Source organism: Gordonia pseudamarae (assembly GCF_025273675.1).
GTDB classification, from domain to species: Bacteria; Actinomycetota; Actinomycetes; order Mycobacteriales; family Mycobacteriaceae; genus Gordonia; species Gordonia pseudamarae.
Window position 1 is genome coordinate 4080705 of record NZ_CP045809.1, and the last position, 20559, is coordinate 4101263.

The window sequence follows — 20559 nt, forward strand, 5'->3', positions numbered from 1 at the left end:
CGCGGGCATCGTCATCTCACCAACACCGCTCACCCGCCGTTGAACGCGGGGCGGTAGACGCGGCACGGGCGACCACGCTGACCGCCGCACGGCGAGAGCGGCGCACCCGCCCGCCCACCCGGAACCACCGGCAGCACAAGCGAAGAACCGCCCGGACCCAGCGCGATGGTGTCGACGATCCGCCCGCCGGTCGCCGGGGTGTCGAATCGCCACGATGCCATGTCACCGCCCGGAGCGGTGATCGTGATCCGGATCCGCGACCCTTTCCGGAAGACGTGCGCCACCGGATTCAGGGCGATGCGCACACTCTGGAAACCGGCCCGTAAGCGTCTCGGATTCAGCCAATTGCGCCGCGGCTCAAAGACCGTCGACGCCGCGGTGACATCCCGGAAGGATGCCCGCAACTGCCCGGTGGTCACATACGTCTCCCGGCCGTCGGGTCGCACCTCACTGAGCGTGGCCTGCAGATCGGTGTCCCCCGCAGACGACGCCAACAGCAGATCCAGGCTCGCCGGACCCACCACCAGCACATCGTGATCGTTTGCGGTAGAGATAAACCCGAGACCCGACCGTCCCGGCGCCTGCAACCAGCGATACGGCGGGAGCCCCTGCCACGGGACCTGCGAGGCGCCCACCGCATTCAGCGTGCCCGCGGGCCGCGAGCCCGGATCGGGACGCAGGGACACCGTCGACGACGGCGCACGCCCTGCGGCCGGTTTCCCTTCTGCCGGTTTCGCTTCCGTCAGTCTCCCTCGTGCGGCCAGCGTCAGCCGGGTCCCCGAACCCACCGACGCCGGCGGCCACGCCGCGAACCCGCGCTGCCAGTGCGCCGAAATATTGCCCGGCACCGGCGAACCGGACCCACTGTCGAACCACACCTGTATCCGGGGATCCCGGGCGAACCGCCGTCGCGCGTCGTCGACATCGCGGGCACCGGCGAGCCGATCGGTACGCACCGGCGTCCCCGGTGTCGAGGTACTCGCCCCGTACACGACCGGCGCGAGAGCCACCAGCGGGGCACTGAACCTGGGAACCCGTTTCGCCACAAAGATATTCAGAAACTCATACCAGGAACCGAGCAGTTGCGGCGCCACGCTGTCGAGGTGGGGTCCGTTGATCATCTTGACCCACACGTCGTCCTTGCCGCTGAACTCGTCGATGATCGAGGTCCACTGCGCCCCCACCTGCTCGTCCTGCAGCGCACCGGTCAGCAGCACCGGCACGTCGACCTTCGACGCCCAGTACGACGGCGACCGATGATCGAGCAACGAGGGTGTGCGCGTTGGGTTCTCCTCGATCAACCGGCGAATGTTCTGCGTCCGCAGACGCAGCTTCTGATTGTTCAGGCACCGCCGGTCGCCGCGCCGCACCAGTTCCCGCGCGTACGGCTGCCCGCCGTCGGGTGCGGGCCGCGCGTCCTTCTGCCGCTCGGTGATCCACGAATTGGCAAACCCGGTGTTGAAGATCCCTCCGGGAAAGCCCGTCGAATACAGATCGTCGGTGATCGACATCGGGGCGATCGCCGCCAGACCCGGCGGGCGCGTCCCGGCCACCGACAACTGCGAGATTCCCGAGAACGAGATGCCCACCATGCCGACCTTGTTGCCCGCCACCCACGGCTGGCCGGCAACGATTTCTACGATGTCATAGCCGTCGTAGATCGTCGGATAGTCGAACAGGTCGAACGCGCCGCCCGAACAGCCACTGCCGCGCATCTGCACGACGACCGTGGCAAAACCCGCGGCCGGGGCGAGCGCACCACCGAGGATCACTCCCACCGACGCCGCCAGCGGATCGGCGTCGCCCAGCCGCTCGCGCACCGCACCGACCGCGACATCGCCGGGTGCGGCAGCCTGGTAACCCGAGTATTCGATGACCGTCGGGAACGGTCCGTCGGCCATCGTCGCACCCACCGGCAGCCGCACCATCACCGCCAGCTCCACACCGTCTCGCATCCGCACATAGTGATAGCCCGCCCCGAACCGCTGGCCCCGGTACAGCGACCTGTCCGGCGGTTGTCCGGACAACACCGCGAACGTATTGCCGGCGCGGCCGGCGACCTCGAACCGATAGCCGGGGCCGGGGGCCAGTTCCCGGACCAGGAACGAACCCAGCCGATCCACACGACCACCACCGGCAATCGCGCCCGACGGACCGATCAGTCGCACCCGCGCACCCGGCTCCGCGTCGACCAGATAGGCCTGCGTGACACTTCCGGCGCCGGTACCGGTGCGCACCGCGGCATCGGCGCGCGGCGGATCTGCCAGGGTGACGGTGAGCAGGACCGCGGTCACCAGGGCCGTGACGAACGGAACCCAGGTCCGCATCGTCCTGCCCGGGATGATCGGCGCTCGACGCACCGCCGGAACATCGACACGACCCGCAAGGCGCCCCATAGTGCGCGACACTAGACCAGGCCCGCGCCACCGGCACCCGATTCCACGGCATTTGCCACCGACGACGACAACCGCCCCGACACATGGTCGGGGCGGCTGTCGTCAGTATCTTCTAATGGTCACCGATTACCCGGTGACGGAGCCGTCAGCGACGGTCGAGATCGAGGATCCCGGCCTGCACGGCCTTGACGAGGCGACGCGGCAGACGCTGCGGAACACCGTTCACCTTCACCTCCTGGAGAGCGGGATTGTCCGCTTTCCACTGCGAACGACGGCTACGGGAGTTGGCCCGCGACATCCGGCGCTTCGGAACAGCCATGGTTGAACCCTTCTTGTTACTGTCTGCACTACAAGTCTCGCGCGACCGCCTGTTATGCGCATCGAAGCTCGTAGGACGACCGGCCGAACTGTGCGCAGCGCCCTGCCGGGCGCAACACACAACCCAACCAGACTAGCGCCGATGACCGCAAAGCTCCAAAACGGCCTGCTCCGGCGCCGACGAGACCGTCACCCGAAAGCACCGACCACCACGAAGAACGCGACCAGCGCCGCGGTCAGGCCGATCGAGATCCAGCCCAGCACGATACCGGCCGTCGCCATCCCGTCGCCGGTCTGCGTTCCGCCCGACGCGGCGATCTCCCGCTTCGCCTGCGGACCGAGGATCACCGCCGGGATACCGACGAGAGCCCCGAGGCAAAAAGTCAGTCCCACCACCGCGACGATGCCGCACACCAGCGACCCGATCGCCTTACCGTTGTTGGTCGGTTGTGCGCCGTACGCGTACGGCGACGGGCCATAGCCCGGCGCACCGTACGGGCCGGGGTCGTAGGGCCCCGAATTGTAGCCAGATGGAGTGTAAGCAGGCGGAGTGTATGGGGACGGGCTGTACGGGGCCGATCCCGATCCGCCGAGCCCGTACGTATCGGGGGCGCCCGGTTGCCCGTACGGATTGTCGGGCGCGGGGGTCGGGGTGGTCCCGAACTGGGTGGGCACATCGAACTGCGACGGAACGCCGAACTGGGTGGGCGCGAACTGCTCGGGGCTGCCGTCGCCGTCGGCCGGAGCACGCGACCAGCCCTCCGGCGTCGTGCCGAACCGGGAGGTCTCCGCGGCCGCGGCGCCGTCTCGTTTGGTCAGGTCCGGACCGGGCTTCGGGTCCGGTTGCCCCGCCGGGTCGGACGTTCCGTTCGAGTTGGACATGAATCGTCGCCTCCATGAGCATCGCCGGTTTCCCGGGCGGGTTCGGCCCTCGTATGCCGCCCAGATTAGCCCGCCACCGCGGCGAGTGGCCGGTCACACCCACCCGGCTCCCTAGAATCATTCAAATGTCTGGCGTGATATCCGGGTTCACCGTCATCTTCATCGTGGTAGGCGCCGGGTATCTGCTCGGACGCACCAACACACTCGGCGAGCACGCCCACGAGGTGCTCTCCCGGTTGGTGTTCTTCGTATGCACCCCAGCGCTGCTGCTGCACTCGCTGGTGACCTCGGACCTGTCGGTGGTGTTCTCCTCCACTTTGGTCATCGCCGGCGGCAGCGCCTTCGCGATAGGGGTGGTCTACCTGCTCATCGCAGGTCTGTGGCTGCGCGGGCCGATCCCCGAGCTGACCATCGGCGCCCTGTCCGCGTCGTATGTGAACAGCGTCAACCTGGGCCTGCCGATCGCGATCTTCGTCCTCGACGACGCCTCGTTCATCGCCCCGCTGCTGCTGTTCCAGATCCTCATCTACTCACCGATCGCCCTGACCGCACTCGACCTGACCGCACTCGGCCGGCAATCGGGAACCGGCCGGCGCGCCACCCTGCTCGACTCGGTGATCACCCCGGTCACCAACCCGATCGTGCTCGGCGGGGTCACGGGACTGATCATCTCGCTGATCGGCTGGACACCGCCCGAGGCCATCATGAAGTCGTTCGAGATGCTCGGTTCGGCGTCCGTACCGGCGGCGCTGCTCGCGTTCGGCCTGTCCTTGACCGGCGTCGCCGTGTTCAAGAAGGGCGAGAGTCCGCGGCGCGACATCGCGCTGGCGAGCGTACTCAAGCTGGTGGTGATGCCCGTGATGGTGTACCTGGTGGCACGATTCGGGTTCGGCCAGACCGGCCACCAGTTGTTCGCGCAGGTGGTGATCGCCGCCCTGCCCACCGCCCAGAACGTGCTGGTCTACGCCACCCGCTACCGCCGCGGCCAGATCCTGGCCCGCGACACCGCCCTGATCACCACCCTCGGTTCCATCCCCACCATCGCGGTGATCGCCCTCCTGCTGGCCTGAGGCCGCAAACTTCGTCCGATATAGGGGCCGGCTCGGACATATGGCGGCGCCGACCCCTATATCCGACGAAAGCATTTTCGATGGATCCAAACAGGCTTCTCGTGCGTCCAATCCCCATGGATCATCACGTTTACCGGCGAGCAGACCTGCTCGCCCACGGATACCGAGACCGCCAGATCCGCGACGCACTGGACGCGGGCGTCCTGCACCGGGTGCGCAGCGGCTGGTATGCCGACCGGTCCGCGGACCCCGAAGTCGTGGCCGCCGTACGCCGGGGCGGTGCGCTCGGGTGCGTATCCGCACTCAGCAAACATCAGGTGTGGGTCGCGCCCGGCTACCCGGACCTGCACGTGCGCGCCGGCAAATACAGCAGATCGATGGCCGACGGCTTCTGCTCCGGATTCGGCGGACCGCTGCCGGTCACCAAGGCTGTCGACGATGTTCCGCTCGCCCTGATGTACGCGGCGCGCTGCATGACCCGCGAGCATTGGATAGCCGCCGCCGATTCGGTGATGAACTCACGACGGATCTCTGCCGACGAACTCCGATTCCGGATGGGACACATCCCGAGCCCGGTGGCCGACTGGATGCGGGCGTGCGACGCCCGGTCGCAGTCGGGAACCGAATCCATTGTCCGCACCCGCCTGCGAAACCGCGGCTTTCATGTCGTCGTGCAACCGAGGATCGAGTCCATCGGCGGGTACGCCGACCTGCGTATCGGTCGGCTCCTGATCGAGTGCGACAGCAGGCTTCATCACACCAGCCCCGAGAACTACCGCAAGGATCGGCGCCGCGACCGCAAGAGTCTGGCCGGGCGATGGATGACAATGCGCCTGACGTACGACGACGTGCTCTTCGGCTGGGACGAGGCACTGGCCGACATCTGCACGGTCACCGACGCGGGTCGCCACCGCATCCGCAAAGTTCGTCCGAAATAGGGCTCCGCTCGGGCATATGCCCGAGCCGGCCCCTATTTCGGACGATCTTTGCGGGGTTTGCGCTTGACATCGACGCCACCCATCAGCGCGAGGCCGGTGACGACGACGGTGGGCGCACCGGGAGCACCCAGTCCGGCGGCCGTGGTGCCGAAGCCACCCATCAGGGCGAAGCCGTTCACCTCGACAGTGACGTCGGGTGGGACGACGATGTCGATGCCGCCCATGATCGCCGCACAGCGGATGGCGAGCCGGGGTTCGGTGAACTCCACGTCGCGCAGGTCGATATCGATACCGCCCATCAGCGCGAACGCCTGCAGGCTGCCGCCTACCGCCGAGTTGCCACCGATCTCCCACCCCGACATCACCGCGACCGCGTTCTGCACCCGGCGGCGCCCCGAACCGGTGCCGGCCCGGTATGCCGGTACGACCCCCGATGCCGGCGGGATCGGCACTCCCAGCTGAGCCACCGGAAGATCGTCGGTGAGATTGTCGAGGTCGCCGAATGTCTTGGCCACCAAGACCTTCGACGACCGTTCGTCGAACTCCGACAGCGACAGGCTGCCATTGGACAGGGCCGCCGACAGAATCTGTTGCACCAGTTCGCGATCGGCGTCGGAGGCGCGCAGTCGCGCGCGCGGGTCAAGACTCTGTACGTGGGCGGCGGCGATATCGGTCTTGCGCAGCGGGATCGGCTGGGGCGCGCTGACCGGCGGAATCGGGTCGGGTGCGGTGACCGGCACGGCGGGATCGGCTGGAGTGGTCGATCCGTCGGACCCTGATGTGAGGCCCTCCGATGGCTCGGGCGAGGTGGTCATGTACCCAGCGTAGTGGCGGTGCGGTCGTTCGGACTCCGGACAATCCCCCAGTTACACCCTGACTTCGACTGCGGAGTATGGAACCATTCAGACATGGCAAAAGTCGGCAAGTTGTTCACGATCCTGGGGATCCTGATCATGCTCGTGTCCGTCGTCGTAGGCGTCATCTTCGCCGTGACCGGTTTCGGCAAGGTCGCCGACATGGCCGACAACGCCTTCGTCATCGAAGGTTCGGTGACCAGACAGTTCGACGCGGGCGATGAGATATTCCTGTTCGGTCAGAGCTCGGGCACCGACTACGAGCGGCCGAACTGCCGATTCGACGGACCGGCTCCGACCACGACCGTCACCTCGGGTTTCAACACCACGTTCACCTACGACGGCCGTTCGGTGAAGTCGTATCAGGGAGTCGGTTTCACCGAATCCGGGTCGTACACGATCACCTGCGACAGCTATGCGGTGGCAACATCGGAGATCTCGGCGGCAGGGATCTTCCAGAGCGTCGGCGGCGTTCTCCTCACGGTGTTCGGTGGCGGTGCTGGAGCCTTCCTCGCGGTTGTCGGCGGGATTCTGTGGATCATCGGGGCAAGCCGGAAGCAACCGCCGACCACATACCCTCCGGCCGCCTCCGGCGGCTACCCCAACTATCCACCGCCCGGCGGCTACCCGAACTATCCGCAGGCCGGCCCCGGCTACCCGCCGGCCGATCCGGGCGGGTACCCGGTCAACCGGCCGCCGGACAACTGGAACCGCTGACACCGCGGCGACATTTCTCCGATGGCTCGTCGCGGCCACAACGCGGTCAGGCGTGTCGATCGAGAACGGCACGCACCGCACCCGCGGTGTCGAGGTCATCGAGGGCGGCGATGAAGCGGGACAACAGCCGGGTGCAGAGGGTGTGGTCGTCTCCGCCGTACATCGCCAGCGGCGCCCAGGCCGCGTTCCAGGCAATCATCATCAACCATCGGTGCAGCGCGAAAGCCTCATCGAGGGACGGGACGCCGGTCACGCCGTGGGTCCGCAGGCCGTCGAGGTAGCGGGCGATCAAATCTCTTTCCGACGCCGCGCGCACATCCGGTTCGAGCGACCAGCCGATGAAGTAGGTGACATCGCGCATGCCGGGTGCCTTGTGCACCTGCTGCCAATCGAACAGGCCCGCAGTGCCGTCGGCGCGGGCGAAGGTGTTGGCGGCGTGGGTGTCGCCGTGGCAGAACGTCGACGGCAGAGATTCGAGTTCGGCGTCGAAGACGCGCTGATTCTTGAGGTATCCGGTGGTGAGCTGTTTGATCGCCGGCGGAACATCGTCACGGCGCTGCAGCCAGGTACGGTTGACCAGTGGCATCACCCGCTGCCCGATGGGCCAGCCGGGTTGGCGGGAGTACGGGGTGAGCCAGTTCAGATCGCCACCGAATCTCGGTGAATCCCAGTATGCCGAATGCAGTGTCGCCAGTGCGTCGACGACGGACCCGGCGTGCGCGAGCGGAACGGTCTGCCCGAGTTCGAAGAACGTCGCCTCGTGCGGTTCGAGCGTGGCCAGGGCTATCGCGAACCGACCGCCGCTGCGCAGCCGCGCGCCGTACGGGGTGAGGGTGACGTCGGCGACCGCCGGGTACAGCTCGTTGTAGAACCGAACCTCGTTCTGGCACAGGCCGAACGCCGAGTTGAGGATGCGTGTCGACGCTCCGGCGGGGGTTCCTTTGGTGAACAGTGCTGTGGGCAGGCCGGCGGTGCGTCCGGCCTCGTTCCAGGTGAGGGCGAGATGGGCGTGGTCGGTGGTCATCGCGTCACCGGCGCGGACGTCCACGCTCTCGATGCGGGCGCCGGGCACCTCGCCCGCGAGTGCCGCGGTCAGTTCGTCGGCCGTGAACCCGCCGACGCCATGACGGCTCTGCCCGGGCACCCACGGTGACGCCCCGAGCGCGATGTTCTTGAGGGTGCGTCCCACCTCGGCGATCGTTGCCATCTCCACCATCCTGACGATCCTACCGTTGATACGACAGTAGGTGGTCCGGGATCAGGGTTCGGGGGCGGTGGGATGAGGGTGCCGTGGTGTGGTTTCGAGGCTCGTCGCCAGCGCTCCTCGCACCTCAACCAGCAGAAAGGGGCACGTCCGCAGTCATCGCACCTCAGGCGGCAGAGGGGCACGTCCACACTCGGACGGCCGAGGGTCAGCGGCGGGAACGGGAGCGGAGATAGTCGCCGACTACCGCGGCACCGAGTCCGTCGAGGTCGGGGGCGACGACACGGCCGCCGATGCGGCGGGCGATCTGGTCCATGAACTCTGCCAGGCCGGGATCCTCACCGAGGCGGAAAAACGTCACCTGGGCACCGAGCCGGGAGATGTGGTCGAGTTCGCGGACCGTCAGCGCGATGGTCTGCGGGTGCGGCGGATAGAAGAAGAACGGCTCACCCGAGGGGTCGAGGTGGGCGGTCGGCTCACCGTCGGTCACCACCAGTACCACCGGCTGAGCGTTGGGAAAACGCCGCAGGTGACGTTGCGCCAGCAGCAGCGCGTGATGCAGGTTGGTGCCCTGTTCCCAGCGCGGCTGCAACCCGGTCAGTTCGGCGATGTCGATGGTGCGGGCGTGCCTGCCGAAGGCGATCAGATGCAGCTCGTCGGACCGGAAGCGGGTGGACACAAGATGATTGAGCGCGATGGCGGTACGTTTCATCGGCGTCCACCGGCCCTCCATCTCCATCGAGAACGAGGTGTCCACCAGGAGCACCACCGCAGCCTGTGTGCGCGACTCGGTGTCGGCGACCTCCACGTCGCGCACGTCGATGCGGACGCCGCCGTCGGCGATCGCGCGGACCGCCGCATCGGGGTCCGACACGGACGCGTCCGGAGATTCGCTCAGCGTGCGCAGGACGGCGTTGGAGACGGTGCGGGTCACATCCCACGGGTCCGTGTCGCCGAACTGCCATTCGCGTGAGGAGCCGGTGGGCTCGCCGAGCCGGCCGCTGTTGCGGGTCTGCCGTTCGCCGCCGCGGCCCGACATCTGCTCGGCGACATCCTTGAAGATCGACTGCCCGAGTTGACGCATCGCCTTGGGACTCAGCCGGAACTCACCGTCGGCGGAGCGGTCGAAGAATCCTTCGTCCCGCAGCGCCTTGTCGAGTTCGGCCAGGCGCCGGGCGTCGACGACGGCCTCCTCACCGAGCTGACGCATCAACGCGTCCAGGTCGATGTCGTCGAGCTGGGCACCGGAATACTGTTGGGAGAGTTGTTCACTGAGCGCGTCGAGCTCGCCGATGTCGTGCAGGGCTGCGGCGCCCTCGCCCAATCCCATCCCCTGCCCGCCGGAGAATTCGCTCGATTCATCCCAGCCCAGACCCGGTCGGGCCTGCCGCAGCGCCGAATCCATCTGCGCCAGCTGACTCATCAGCTCGGGTGAACCGAACGCCTGTTGTGCGAGCTGATCGAGTTCGGCTCGCTGCTCGGGAGTGAGCGAGTTGTAAAACTGTTGCGCGGCCGCCGCCCGCTGCGCCAGCGAGTCGATCAGTTCCTCCGTGTTGCGCGGATTCTCGGGAAAGAACTCGCCGTGTTCGGCCATGAACTCGCGGAACTGTTCGGTCGTGTCCTCGCCGCGATTGTGGGCATCGAGCAATTTGTTGAGGTCGGCGAGCATGTCGGTGATGCGTTGCCGGTCGGCGTCGGTGGCACCCTCCATCGCCTGCTTCATCCCGGCGAACCGCTGATCGAGCAGTTCCCGACCGAGGAGATCTTTGATCTTCTCGAAGTCCTCGCGGGCCCGCGCGCTGCGCCAGTCGTAGTTCGACAGCTCCTCCACCGCCTGCGCCGTCGACGCGGGCAGGTTCCCGATCTGCATCTCGGCGAACCGGGCATCGTCGTCGAGGTCGCGGGCGAGCTGCTTGCGCTCCTCCAGGACGGCCCGGTCGAGCAGTTCGCGGATCTCCTGGAAGGTGCCGTCGAGGTTGCGACTACGCAGCAACTCCTGGCGTCGGCGGTTGATCTGTTCGCGCAGTTTGTCCAGGCCACGCACGTTCTGCGAGCCGCGTCGCAGGAACTCGCGCAGCGCACGTTGTGGCGACGAGCCGGCCATCACGTCGTCGCCGATCTCCCGCAGCGCCTCGCGCAGGTCGACGGGTGGGGCCAGCGGGTCCGGTCCGCCCGTGTACCGCTGGTAGCGGGCGCGGTGGAAGCTGCGCCGCGGTGTTGCCGGTTTGTCAGCCATGGTCACGTGCCTCGATTCGCGTAGATCGGGAAAGTACTCATCACGCCACCACCTCGTTGGTCGAGGTGTGCGGTTGCCCGGCGGGCGAGTCTGGGCACCCCGCACGGTGCCGATGTCGTCTCACCGGGTTTCGAGGCTCATCGCCTGGCGGCTCTTCACACCTCAACCGGCGAAGGGTTGCGATCACCGGGACATGACCTGGCAGGTCTTCACACCACCGGCGAAGGGGCGGGATCACCGCGACGTCGGCCATCGGTCAGCCGTAGACGGTCTGGCCTGTTTCGTCGGCTTCCTTGCCGATGCGGCGGGCGAGGTAGAGGCCTTCCAGCGCCAGTTCGACGGCGTTGGCGCGTTCGCCCTCGCCGTCGGCGTCGAGCCGGGCTGCGATCTCCTCGACCACCGGGGTGTCGGGGATGGAGGCGAGGAAGTCGGCGGCGGTGACGCGGTCGCCGGTGACGACGGGTTCGCCGTCCTCCAGCGCGGTGACCAGCGGACCCATGTCGACGCCACCCAGATGCGCGCGCACGGCATCGGCCGTCGACTTACGCATCAGGTGCTCGAGGATCTCCAGTTCGCGGCCCTCCTCACCGGACTCGAACTCGATCTTGCCGCGCAGCACCTCCACCACCGATTCGAGGTCGACGATGCGGGCGACCGGCGTTTCTTCCCCGGTCACCGTGGCCCGGTGCAGGGCCGCGGCGGCGACCGTTTCGGCGGCGGCGATGGAGAAACGCGCCGACACACCCGACCTGCGGTCGATGGAGGGATGGTCGCGGGCATATCGGGTGAACCGGGCGATGATCTCCAGAATCACATCGGGCACGGTGGCGGTGAGGTCGGCCTCCTGCTCGATGACGGCCACCTCGTCGTCGAGTTCGAGCGGGTAGTGGGTGCGGATCTCGGCGCCGAAGCGGTCCTTGAGGGGGGTGATGATGCGGCCGCGGTTGGTGTAGTCCTCCGGGTTGGCACTGGCCATCACCAGCACGTCCAGCGGCAGCCGCAGCGAGTAACCGCGCACCTGGATGTCGCGTTCCTCCATCACGTTGAGCATCGACACCTGGATCCGTTCGGCCAGGTCGGGCAGTTCGTTGATGGCGATGATGCCGCGATGCGCACGCGGGATGAGTCCGAAGTGGATGGTTTCGGGGTCACCGAGGCTGCGGCCCTCGGCGACCTTCATCGGGTCGATGTCGCCGACGAGGTCGGCCACCGAGGTGTCGGGGGTGGCCAGCTTCTCGCTGTACCGCTGCGAGCGGTGACGCCATTCGATGGGCAGGTCGTCGAGCAGGTCGGCCGCGCGCCGGATGGACGCCGGGGTGATCGGCTCGTACGGATGTTCACCGAGCTCGGACCCGGCGATGACCGGCGTCCACTCGTCGAGCAGCCCGGCGAGGGTGCGCAGGACACGCGTTTTGCCCTGGCCGCGTTCGCCGAGCATCACCACGTCGTGACCGGCGATGAGGGCCCGTTCGAGCTGCGGGATCACGGTGGATTCGAAACCGACGATGCCGGGCCACGGGTCACGGCCCTCCCGCAGCGCGGTCAGCAGATTGTTGCGGATCTCGTCGCGGACGGTCCGCTGCACGTGGCCACCGGCCCGCAGCTCGCCCAGCGTACGGGCGGCCGGGTGGCGGGTTTCGGTGGTCTGCGAGGTCGTTGTGGTGAAGGTCTCCTCTGGCACCCCGTCCACGCTACTCCGCGGATCCGGGGGACATCGGCCGCCCGGCCGGTGTGGGTGGGACCATCGCCGCCGGCCGGGCCGATCCGCTACCCGGACCGGTGATACCGCGCGGGTCCGCCATCGGTGTTCAAAGCTCCCCGGATTCGAGCAGGCGGTCGATGGCGGCGTATCCGTCGTTGACGCCCACCTCCATCCCCGAGGCGAGCCAGCCGTCGCGGGCTTCGAAGCTGTCGCACAGGGACTGGGCATGCAGGCGGGTCGTGCCATCGCCGAGGTCCTCGAACGAGAGCGTTTCCAGCGACACCTGGTCGGGCATGCCCTCCCAGGTGAAGGTCTGCACGATCTTGTCGGCGGAGACGGTGTGGAAGCACCCGCGGAAACGGTGCTCGTCGCCGCCGGCGACCGCGACATACCGCCAGCTGCCGCCGTCGCGGGCGTCCCAGTCGATGATCGTGCACGGCACGTCGTCGGGGCCGACCCACCGGGAGTACAGCTCGGGATCGGTGTGCGCCTTCATCAATTGCGCAGGCGTAGCCCGGAAGTCGCGGGTGATACGGATAATCGGAACCTTCGGGTCGGCCTCGATGGCCGCCTGCGGGTAACGGGTGTGAGTGGTCATGCCGGTGCCTTTCCTCTGCCGCGGCCGGGGGAGTCGAGTCAGCCGGCGTCGCGTTCGGTGGTGTCGCGTTCGGGGGTGTCTGGGAGGTCGACACCGTTCATCTCCTCGAGCAGGGCGTCCAGGCGCGTGTAGCGTTCCTCGGCCCGCCTGCGGTACCGCTCGATCCATGCGGTCATGAGGTCCAATACCTCCGCTTCCAGATGAACCGGGCGCCGCTGCGCCTCCCGGGTCCGCGAGACCAGTCCCGCGTCCTCGAGAACCTTCAGATGTTTGGAAACGGCCTGCAGACTGACCTCGTACGGCTCCGCGATCTCGCCGACCGTCGCATCGGACCGTGTCAGCCGGGCGACGATGTCGCGGCGGGTGGGGTCGGCGAGTGCGGCGAACGCCTTGGAGAGCTGATCCGTCATCGAGCCCTTCCTCAACCTGTTGGTTGAATAAGAGTGAACGCCTATGCGGCGGCTTTGTCAACCCTCTGGTTGATAAAGCCGCCGCGAGGAACGGTCCGCCGGCGCTACGGACCGACCGGGGCGTCGCCACGCAGGGTGATGCGATGCATAACCCTGCGGGCATCGCCGTAGTCGCGATTGGCGTAGTGGGCGGTGTTCCGGTTGTCCCACAGCACCAGATCGCCCAGGCGCCAACGGTGGCGGACGATGTGTTCGGGTTTGGTGAGATGGGCGTAGAGCAGGTCGAGGATGCCGCGACTCTCGGCCTCGGACACACCGTCGATGTGCGAGGTGAAACCCGGGTTGACGAACAGCGACCTGCGTCCGGTCTCCGGGTGCACCCGCACCACCGGATGCCGAACGGGCACCAGTTCGGTCACTTCCTTTCCGTCCCAGAGATTTCCGCGTCCCCCACGTCGATTCTTGAGGTAGTAGCCGAATTCGCGGTTGCCATCGTGCACGGCGGTCAGGCCGTCGATGAGCCCACGCACCGGCGCGGACAGCGACTCGTAGGCCAGTTCGGCGTCGGCCCAGCTGGTGTCACCGCCGTTACGCGGCAGGATGACCGGACGCAGGATCGAGCCGAGCGGTGGCCGCTCCATGAAAGTGACGTCGGTGTGCCAGACGTCGGCAAAACCGTTGTCGGCACTGTCGAGGGAGTACACCTCCGCCGGTACCTCACCGCTGTTCCACACCGGATGCCCGTAGGTGAGTTCGCCGAGTCTGCGGCCGAACTCGATGTGCGCGCCGTCGTCGAGCGACTGCCCCCGGAAGACGATCACCTTGTAGGCCACCAGCGCCGCACGGATGGCCCGCACCTGATCATCGGAGGCCGAGGCCACGTCGACACCCCGGATCTCGGCACCGAAGCGTGGGCCGAACTCGTCGATGTCGAACTCGACACCCGAGGACACAGCCGCCCGCCCGGGGATCGGCACGGTCCCGGCAGGGGTAACGGGGCCGGCAGGGGTATTGGGGCCGGCAGGGGTATTGGGGCCGGCAACGGTGTCGGCGTTCCGGGTGGTCACAGACATCGGACTCCTCCGTGGTTCAGAAGTTCCGCCGACCCGGACAGCCCGGGGCGGCGGAGTCGGATCAGGTTATTCGGCAGCGCCTTTGATGGCCTCGTGCACCTGGGTGCGCAACACCGTGTACTCGGGCGAATCACGCAGTTCCCCGGCACTGAGACCGGTCCGCAGGATCGGTGAGGCGATGTCGAGGACGATGCGGCCGGGCCGTTTGGTGAGCACCACGATCCGGGTGCCGAGGAACGCGGCCTCCTCGGCACTGTGCGTGACGAACACATTGGTGCGGCCCGATTCCACACTCACCGTGCGCAGATCGTCCTGCAGCCGTTCGCGGGTGAGCGCGTCGAGCGCGGCGAACGGTTCGTCGAGCAACAGCAGCGAGGTACGGGCGGCCAGCGCCCGCGCGATCGCCACCCGCTGCTGCTGACCGCCCGAGATCTCCCAGATGCGGCGCTTGTCCACGTCGATCAGACCGACCCGCTCCAGCAACTCCTTACGGCGCGCGAGCCTTTCGGACTTGGCGACACCGGCGTACTTGAGTGCGAGGTCGATGTTGCCGCCCACGGTGCGCCACGGGAACAATCGCGGCTGCTGAAACACCACCCCCGAGGTATGACCGGGGACGGCCGCACCTCCGGATACCTCGACGCCGCCCTCCGCGGGCTGCTCGAATCCGGCGATGAGCCGCAGCAGGGTCGACTTGCCACATCCCGATGCCCCGACGAGGACCAGGAACTCGCCCGGCTCCACCTCGAGGTCGACGGGACCGACGGCGGTCACCCGGTCGGCGCCCTTGCCGTAGATCTGTGACACCCCGCGCAGGCTGATCGATCCGGGCCGGCCATCAGCCGACGAGGTGTGGGCCGGGGTGGTCGCCGTCGAGGGCGCGACTGTCGTCTTACTGCTTGAGGACATCGGGTAGTCCCTTGGTATAGAGCGCCTTCTGGAACACCTCAAGCGCCGGGGCGGATGGGATCTGCTGTTGGTCGGCGAGGAATCGCGCCGCGCTGTACAGGTTCTGGGAAACATTTCCCGGTGCGCTCTCGGTGCCCAGCCAGGTGGGTGAGGTGAGCTCGGCAACGGTCAGGTACGTGCCCTGCTTGAGCTGGTTGGCGGCGTCCTGCGGGGTGGTGCCGAGCTGCGCCGCGATGGCTTCGGCCGCCGCATCCGGATCGGACTTGATCAGTTCGAGGGCCCGCGCCTGCGCCGTGCGCCAGGCGTCGACGGCCTCCGGGTTCTTCTCCGCGAACGCCGTGGACACCACACCCAGGTCGAGGGTCGGTTTGCCGGCGGTGGCCAGCTCGCGGCTCGCGATCAGCGTCTTGCCGTCCTTGCGCAGCTCGTCGAGCGTCGGCAGCCAGGTGTAGACGGCATCGACATCGCCGCGCTGCCACGCGGCCAGCGATGCCTGCGGCTGCAGGTCGATCAGGTTGACGTCCTTGACGGTGAGCCCGGCCTGATTGAGGGCGGCCAGCAGGCTGTAGTGGGCGGTGGAGGCGAACGCGGTGGCCACTCGCTTGCCGCGCAGATCGGCGACGGAGTTGACGCCGGTCCCGTTGCGTGCGACCAGCGCCTCATTGTCGCCGGCGACGTCGAGGATGAACGCCACCTGGTACGGGATGTTCAACGGCGCCGACAGCCCGCGGGCCACCGGGCTCGATCCGATGGCCGCGAAGTCGACCTCCTTGGCGACGAAAGCGGTGTTCACGTCGGCGCCCGAATCGAACTTGGTCCACTTGATGTTGAACCCGGGTAGCGCCTCCTCCAGCCACCTGTTGTTCTTGACGATCAGATCACCACTCGGGAACGCCTGGTAGGCAAGGCGAATGGTGGGTTTGGAATCGTCGGCACCGGAGCGGTCGACCGAGCAGCCCGCCAGGGCGAGCACGGCCACCAGCACTGCCGACAGCGCACCGACGATCTGCGCGGAGACACGGGTCCGCGAACGACCGCGGGACTTGTTGGGGATATTCACGGGACTTCTCAGGCCTTTCCACGCCATGGCACCGCACGGTGCTCGATTGCTCGCAGAACCCCGTCGATGATCAGACCGGACAGACCGATCAACACGATGCCGACCAGGACGACGGGGGTGTTGTTGTAGTTGCTGGCGTCCTTGACCACGCCACCGATTCCGGGGATGCCGTTGAACAGTTCGGCGGCCACCACCGACGAGTACGCCATGCCCACGGCCAGCCGGATCCCGGTGAACGTCTCGGGCAGTGCGGCGGGCACCACGACGTCGCGGATCACCTCCGCGCGCGAGGCGCCGAGCGCACGGGCCGCCTCGATGAGCGCGACGGGGGCGGCGCTGACCGCGGCTGTGGTGGCGACGGCGGCGGGCGGCAGCGCGGCGAGGGCCAGCAGCGTGATCTTGGGTGCTTCGTCGATGCCCAGCCAGATCACCAGCAGGAAGAAGTAGGCCAGCGGCGGGAGCGCCCGCAGGAACGTCAGCCACGGCTCCAGCAGGCGCCGCAGCCAGGAGACCGAGCCCATCGCCAGACCCAGCAGCACACCGGCCACCACACCGACCAGTACGCCGGCGAGCACGCGGCGCAACGTCATGTACAGGTGTTCCCACCAGTAGTAGTCGGCATAGCCGCGCACGCCGTCGTGGGTGGTCGACAGGTTGACGAAGGCGTCCCAGATGGTGCCGATGGTGGGGACGAAGGTTTCACTCCAGATGCCGCTGACCGCGACGAGCTGGTAGACGATCAGGAACACCACCACCGACAGCAGGGGCAGCCCCCATCGGGATCCCAGTGCGCGCAGGCGCGTCGACGTGTCGGCCCGGCCCGGCCGGGGCGGCACCGCGTCGTCGAGCAGTGGTTCAGAAGTCAGACTCACCCGAGAAGGTGTAGTTCGTTCACCCGACCCCGCGCCATAGTTGTCGTCGCGGTGAGGAAATGTCGCCGGTGATCACCGATCTGGGTCACACTGCGGTGGGTGCACCACGCCCATGAGGGTGCGGCCGGGAGCGACGACCCCGGCCGCAGCCCTTCGGGTGGGCGTGGCAGCGGGCTCCGGGACAGGGGTTCGGCCGAATCCGGTGCGCCGGTTCAGCGCACGCCCAGCCACACCGCGAGTGCCAGACCCCCGATGCCGATGGTGATGCGCAGCGGCCCGGCGGGCAGCCGTCTGACCACGGGCGGACCGCACCAGCCGCCGGCGAAACAGCCGACACCCATCACCACCGCGACCCACAGATCAACCGGACCCCAGATCAAGAAGGCCACGGCCGCAACGGAGTTGGAAATACCGAGGAACAGGGACTTGGACAGCGTCGCCTTCCACAGCGGTTCACTGGTGACCACCAGCATCAACGCCAGGATCATGATCCCAGCACCCGCCCCGAAATAGCCGCCGTACACCGCGATCACCAATATCCCGAGGACGAACAGCCATCGCCGGTCTTCATGCGAGGTGGCGAGCCTGCTCAGCATCGGCTGGCACAGCAACGCTATCGCGGCGATTGCCACCAGGAACGGGACGATCACCTCGAACGATCCGTCGGAGCTGAGCAGCAGCGCGGCCGCACCGATGATGCCGCCGATCACCGACGCGACCATGCCCAGGATCGTGCGGCGCCGGTCACCGTCGAACAGCGCCCTGCCCGCCTTGGCGGTGCTGCCGACACCGACGGCCACCACCGACACCGTGTTGGTGACGTTCGCCGCGACCGGGCTGAGCCCGACCGCCAGCAGGGCCGGATAGCTGACCACCGACGCCAGGCCGGTGACGTACCCGATCAACCCGGCCCCGAACCCGGCCGCGAGCAGGAAGAAGAACTCGACGACGGGGTTCATCGGGGCCGGGCCCGGCGATCAGTGGGCGAAATGACGCGCACCCGTGAGGTAGAGGGTGACCCCGGCCTCGGCCGCGGCTGCGACGACCTCGTTGTCACGGATCGAACCACCGGGCTGCACAACGGCTTTCACGCCACCGGCGATGAGCACCTGCAGGCCGTCGGGGAACGGGAAGAAGGCGTCGGAGGCGGCGACGCTGCCCGTGGCCCGCTCCCCGGCCCGCGTGACGGCCAGGTGTGCGGAGTCGACCCGGTTGACCTGTCCCATGCCGACGCCCACCGACGCGCCGTCGGCGGCCAGCAGGATGGCATTGGACTTGACCGCGCGGCATGCCCGCCAGGCGAATTCGAGGTCGGCGAGGGTGTCGGCGTCGGCCGGGTCACCGGCCGCAAGGGTCCAGTTGGCCGGATTGTCACCCTCGGCGTCGATCACGTCGCGCCACTGCACGAGCATGCCACCGGATACCGGACGCTGCTCGACCCCGCCCTCGGTGGGCGGAACCGCCCGCAGTACGCGGATGTTCTTCTTGCGGGTGAGCACCGACAGCGCACCGTCGGCGAAGCCCGGGGCGATGAGTACCTCGGTGAAGATCTCGGCCACCTGCTCGGCCATCTCGACGGTGATCTCGCGGTTGGCGGCGATCACACCGCCGTAGGCGCTGACCGGGTCGCAGGCATGCGCTTTGCGGTGCGCCTCACCGATGTCGGCGCCCACCGCGATGCCGCAAGGGTTGGCGTGCTTGATGATCGCGACCGCCGGGCCGTCGAAATCGTGGGCACTGCGCCAGGCCGCGTCGGCGTCGGTGTAGTTGTTGAAGCTCATCTGCTTGCCGTGCAACTGCTCGGCGGTGGCCAGCCCCGAGGGCCGGTGCTGGGACTGGTACAGCGCGCCGGGCTGGTGCGGGTTCTCGCCGTATCGCAGCACCTCTTTGAGCTCCCAGGTCTCTCCGGCCCATTCGGGGAACCCGCCCTCACCGGCAATCTCCCGTCGCTCCGCTCGCCCGGTACCGGACACCACGACCCGCGACATCCACGAGGCGACGGCCACGTCGTAGTCGGCGGTGTGCCGAAAAGCCTTGGCCGCCAGCAGTTGACGCTGCGCGAGGGTGAATCCACCGGCGTCGAGGGCGGCGGTGACGTCATCGTAGTCGCGGGGATTGACCACGACCGCGACCGACGGATGGTTCTTGGCCGCACCGCGCACCATCGACGGTCCGCCGATGTCGATCTGTTCGACGCACTCATCCTGCGAGGCGCCCGAGGCGACGGTCTGGGTGAACGGGTACAGGTTGACCACGACGAGTTCGAACGCCTCGACGCCGAGTTCGGTGAGTTGGGCGAGGTGGTCGTCCTTGCGGGTATCGGCCAGAATCCCGGCGTGCACCGTGGGATGCAGGGTTTTGACCCGGCCCTCCAGGCATTCGGGGAATCCGGTGAGGGTGGAGACCTCGACGACCGGCACACCGGTGTCGGCGATGGTCTTCGCGGTGGAACCGGTGGAGACGATCTCCACCCCCGCCTTGTGCAGTGCGGCGGCGAGTTCGGGCAGCCCGCTCTTGTCGTAGACACTCACGAGCGCCCGGCGAATGGGTCGGCGACCGACGGTGGAGATGGAACCGTCGGTTGGGATGGGAGCGTTCACAGGATGCGGGCCTTTCGTCCTTCGATAACAACGCCTTTGGTGACCAGGGCGGCCACCACGTCTGCGAGCAGTTCGCGCTCGATGATCTTGATGCGTTCGTGCAGGGTGTCCTCGGTGTCGTCATCGCCGATCTCGACGGCACGCTGGGCGAGGATCGGCCCGGTGTCGACACCCGCGTCGACGAGGTGGACCGTCGTGCCGGTCACCTTGACGCCGTGGGCGAGGGCCTCGGCAACCCCGTGCGCGCCGGGAAACGACGGCAACAGGGCCGGATGCGAATTGACGATGTGCCCGCCGAACGCGTCCAGGAACCGCGGTCCGAGGATCTTCATGAATCCGGCGGTGACCACCCAATCGGGCTCGGCCCGTGCGGCGTGCTCACGCAGTGCCTCGTCCCAGGCCCCGCGATCGGGGTGGTCGGCGACGCGGCAGGTGAACGACTCTATGCCCGCCTCGCGCGCGATGCCCACCGCGGCGCAGTCCCGGTCGGCTCCGACCGCGACGATCTCGAACACCGACCCGGGAATGCGGGAGCGTTCGATGAGCGCGGCCAGCAGCGAACCGGTACCGGAGGCGAGCACCACAACGCGGGCCGCCCTACCGGAGACGGGCACGACCTGCGACGATGCCGTGGACGGCGGTGTCACCGACGGTGATCCTGGTGGAGTTGCACTCACTCGTGCAAGCCTAGCCGTGACCCGGATGTGACCTGCCGCCAGG

The 20559-nt window shown here is 67.8% G+C and carries 19 protein-coding genes; 3 read left to right on the forward strand and 16 right to left on the reverse strand.

Annotation, left to right across the window (positions count from 1 at the left end):
* Nucleotides 1–29: 29 nt before the first annotated feature.
* The 3 genes from GII31_RS17740 to GII31_RS17750 form a co-directional block, all read right to left on the reverse strand.
* Nucleotides 30–2396 (reverse strand): CocE/NonD family hydrolase, encoded by a 2367-nt coding sequence (locus GII31_RS17740; protein WP_246221937.1) that lies wholly within the window; start codon nt 2394–2396, stop codon nt 30–32.
* 145 nt (nt 2397–2541) lie between these two features.
* The gene (gene rpmF / locus GII31_RS17745; RefSeq protein WP_005191264.1) at nt 2542–2715 is read right to left on the reverse strand and encodes a 50S ribosomal protein L32; all 174 of its coding nucleotides are present in this window, start codon (nt 2713–2715) and stop codon (nt 2542–2544) included.
* 188 nt (nt 2716–2903) lie between these two features.
* Nucleotides 2904–3596, reverse strand: coding sequence for a DUF4190 domain-containing protein (locus GII31_RS17750; protein ID WP_213244690.1), 693 nt, complete (start codon nt 3594–3596; stop codon nt 2904–2906).
* A 125-nt stretch (nt 3597–3721) separates the two neighbouring features.
* On the opposite strand from GII31_RS17750, the gene GII31_RS17755 reads away from it, so the two are divergent.
* Together GII31_RS17755 and GII31_RS17760 are read left to right on the forward strand one after the other, a co-directional pair.
* Nucleotides 3722–4666: an AEC family transporter gene (locus GII31_RS17755; RefSeq protein ID WP_213244691.1), complete on the forward strand. Its 945-nt coding sequence runs from the start codon at nt 3722–3724 to the stop codon at nt 4664–4666.
* A gap of 116 nt (nt 4667–4782) precedes the next feature.
* On the forward strand, nt 4783–5604 hold the full coding sequence (locus GII31_RS17760; RefSeq protein ID WP_213244692.1) for a hypothetical protein: 822 nt from the start codon (nt 4783–4785) through the stop codon (nt 5602–5604).
* Nucleotides 5605–5636: 32 nt separating this feature from the next.
* On the opposite strand, the gene GII31_RS17765 is transcribed toward GII31_RS17760, so the two are convergent.
* The gene (locus tag GII31_RS17765; RefSeq protein ID WP_213244693.1) at nt 5637–6419 is read right to left on the reverse strand and encodes a DUF1707 SHOCT-like domain-containing protein; all 783 of its coding nucleotides are present in this window, start codon (nt 6417–6419) and stop codon (nt 5637–5639) included.
* A 93-nt stretch (nt 6420–6512) separates the two neighbouring features.
* Here GII31_RS17765 and GII31_RS17770 point away from each other — a divergent pair, with 93 nt between their 5' ends.
* Nucleotides 6513–7175, forward strand: a complete 663-nt coding sequence (locus GII31_RS17770; protein ID WP_213244694.1) for a hypothetical protein — start codon at nt 6513–6515, stop codon at nt 7173–7175.
* Nucleotides 7176–7221: 46 nt separating this feature from the next.
* Here the strand turns inward: GII31_RS17770 and GII31_RS17775 are convergent, their stop codons facing one another.
* The 12 genes from GII31_RS17775 to purN all read right to left on the reverse strand — a co-directional run bounded on the left by GII31_RS17775 (nt 7222) and on the right by purN (nt 20453).
* Nucleotides 7222–8391, reverse strand: a complete 1170-nt coding sequence (locus GII31_RS17775) for a phosphotransferase (RefSeq protein ID WP_213244695.1) — start codon at nt 8389–8391, stop codon at nt 7222–7224.
* A 196-nt stretch (nt 8392–8587) separates the two neighbouring features.
* Complete coding sequence (locus GII31_RS17780) at nt 8588–10615, reverse strand: vWA domain-containing protein (protein WP_213244696.1); 2028 nt, start codon at nt 10613–10615, stop codon at nt 8588–8590.
* Nucleotides 10616–10871: 256 nt separating this feature from the next.
* The gene (locus GII31_RS17785; protein WP_213244697.1) at nt 10872–12305 is read right to left on the reverse strand and encodes a sigma 54-interacting transcriptional regulator; all 1434 of its coding nucleotides are present in this window, start codon (nt 12303–12305) and stop codon (nt 10872–10874) included.
* A gap of 118 nt (nt 12306–12423) precedes the next feature.
* Complete coding sequence (locus tag GII31_RS17790) at nt 12424–12915, reverse strand: SRPBCC family protein (protein WP_213244698.1); 492 nt, start codon at nt 12913–12915, stop codon at nt 12424–12426.
* 38 nt (nt 12916–12953) lie between these two features.
* Nucleotides 12954–13325 carry an ArsR/SmtB family transcription factor gene (locus tag GII31_RS17795; protein WP_213244699.1) on the reverse strand — a complete coding sequence of 124 codons (372 nt, stop codon included), beginning with the start codon at nt 13323–13325 and terminating at the stop codon, nt 12954–12956.
* Nucleotides 13326–13429: 104 nt separating this feature from the next.
* Entirely contained in the window at nt 13430–14398 is a 969-nt protein-coding gene (locus tag GII31_RS17800; protein WP_213244700.1) for a TauD/TfdA dioxygenase family protein, read from the reverse strand.
* A gap of 66 nt (nt 14399–14464) precedes the next feature.
* Nucleotides 14465–15307, reverse strand: a complete 843-nt coding sequence (locus GII31_RS17805) for an ABC transporter ATP-binding protein (protein ID WP_213244701.1) — start codon at nt 15305–15307, stop codon at nt 14465–14467.
* The gene (locus GII31_RS17810) at nt 15291–16313 is read right to left on the reverse strand and encodes a taurine ABC transporter substrate-binding protein (protein WP_407649992.1); all 1023 of its coding nucleotides are present in this window, start codon (nt 16311–16313) and stop codon (nt 15291–15293) included. The genes GII31_RS17805 and GII31_RS17810 overlap by 17 nt, the downstream gene beginning before the upstream one ends.
* Nucleotides 16314–16375: 62 nt before the next feature.
* Nucleotides 16376–17239 carry an ABC transporter permease gene (locus GII31_RS17815; RefSeq protein WP_213244703.1) on the reverse strand — a complete coding sequence of 288 codons (864 nt, stop codon included), beginning with the start codon at nt 17237–17239 and terminating at the stop codon, nt 16376–16378.
* Between the two features lie 212 nt (nt 17240–17451).
* Nucleotides 17452–18198, reverse strand: a complete 747-nt coding sequence (locus GII31_RS17820; protein ID WP_213244704.1) for a sulfite exporter TauE/SafE family protein — start codon at nt 18196–18198, stop codon at nt 17452–17454.
* 18 nt (nt 18199–18216) lie between these two features.
* Nucleotides 18217–19839 carry a bifunctional phosphoribosylaminoimidazolecarboxamide formyltransferase/IMP cyclohydrolase gene (purH, locus tag GII31_RS17825; RefSeq protein ID WP_246221938.1) on the reverse strand — a complete coding sequence of 541 codons (1623 nt, stop codon included), beginning with the start codon at nt 19837–19839 and terminating at the stop codon, nt 18217–18219.
* Nucleotides 19836–20453, reverse strand: coding sequence for a phosphoribosylglycinamide formyltransferase (gene purN, locus GII31_RS17830; protein WP_407649993.1), 618 nt, complete (start codon nt 20451–20453; stop codon nt 19836–19838). The genes purH and purN overlap by 4 nt, the downstream gene beginning before the upstream one ends.
* Between the last annotated feature and the right edge of the window lie 106 nt (nt 20454–20559).

Excerpts from the sequence above, each read along its gene's own strand:
- rpmF (WP_005191264.1), bottom strand. The coding sequence starts at position 2,715 with ATGGCTGTTCCGAAGCGCCGGATGTCGCGGGCCAACTCCCGTAGCCGT.
- GII31_RS17805 (WP_213244701.1), bottom strand. The coding sequence starts at position 15,307 with ATGTCCTCAAGCAGTAAGACGACAGTCGCGCCCTCGACGGCGACCACC.
- GII31_RS17780 (WP_213244696.1), bottom strand. The coding sequence starts at position 10,615 with ATGGCTGACAAACCGGCAACACCGCGGCGCAGCTTCCACCGCGCCCGC.
- GII31_RS17770 (WP_213244694.1), top strand. The coding sequence starts at position 6,513 with ATGGCAAAAGTCGGCAAGTTGTTCACGATCCTGGGGATCCTGATCATG.
- GII31_RS17775 (WP_213244695.1), bottom strand. The coding sequence starts at position 8,391 with ATGGTGGAGATGGCAACGATCGCCGAGGTGGGACGCACCCTCAAGAAC.
- GII31_RS17765 (WP_213244693.1), bottom strand. The coding sequence starts at position 6,419 with ATGACCACCTCGCCCGAGCCATCGGAGGGCCTCACATCAGGGTCCGAC.
- GII31_RS17750 (WP_213244690.1), bottom strand. The coding sequence starts at position 3,596 with ATGTCCAACTCGAACGGAACGTCCGACCCGGCGGGGCAACCGGACCCG.
- GII31_RS17740 (WP_246221937.1), bottom strand. The coding sequence starts at position 2,396 with ATGGGGCGCCTTGCGGGTCGTGTCGATGTTCCGGCGGTGCGTCGAGCG.
- GII31_RS17755 (WP_213244691.1), top strand. The coding sequence starts at position 3,722 with ATGTCTGGCGTGATATCCGGGTTCACCGTCATCTTCATCGTGGTAGGC.
- GII31_RS17760 (WP_213244692.1), top strand. The coding sequence starts at position 4,783 with ATGGATCATCACGTTTACCGGCGAGCAGACCTGCTCGCCCACGGATAC.
- GII31_RS17800 (WP_213244700.1), bottom strand. The coding sequence starts at position 14,398 with ATGTCTGTGACCACCCGGAACGCCGACACCGTTGCCGGCCCCAATACC.
- GII31_RS17795 (WP_213244699.1), bottom strand. The coding sequence starts at position 13,325 with ATGACGGATCAGCTCTCCAAGGCGTTCGCCGCACTCGCCGACCCCACC.
- GII31_RS17820 (WP_213244704.1), bottom strand. The coding sequence starts at position 18,198 with ATGAACCCCGTCGTCGAGTTCTTCTTCCTGCTCGCGGCCGGGTTCGGG.
- GII31_RS17790 (WP_213244698.1), bottom strand. The coding sequence starts at position 12,915 with ATGACCACTCACACCCGTTACCCGCAGGCGGCCATCGAGGCCGACCCG.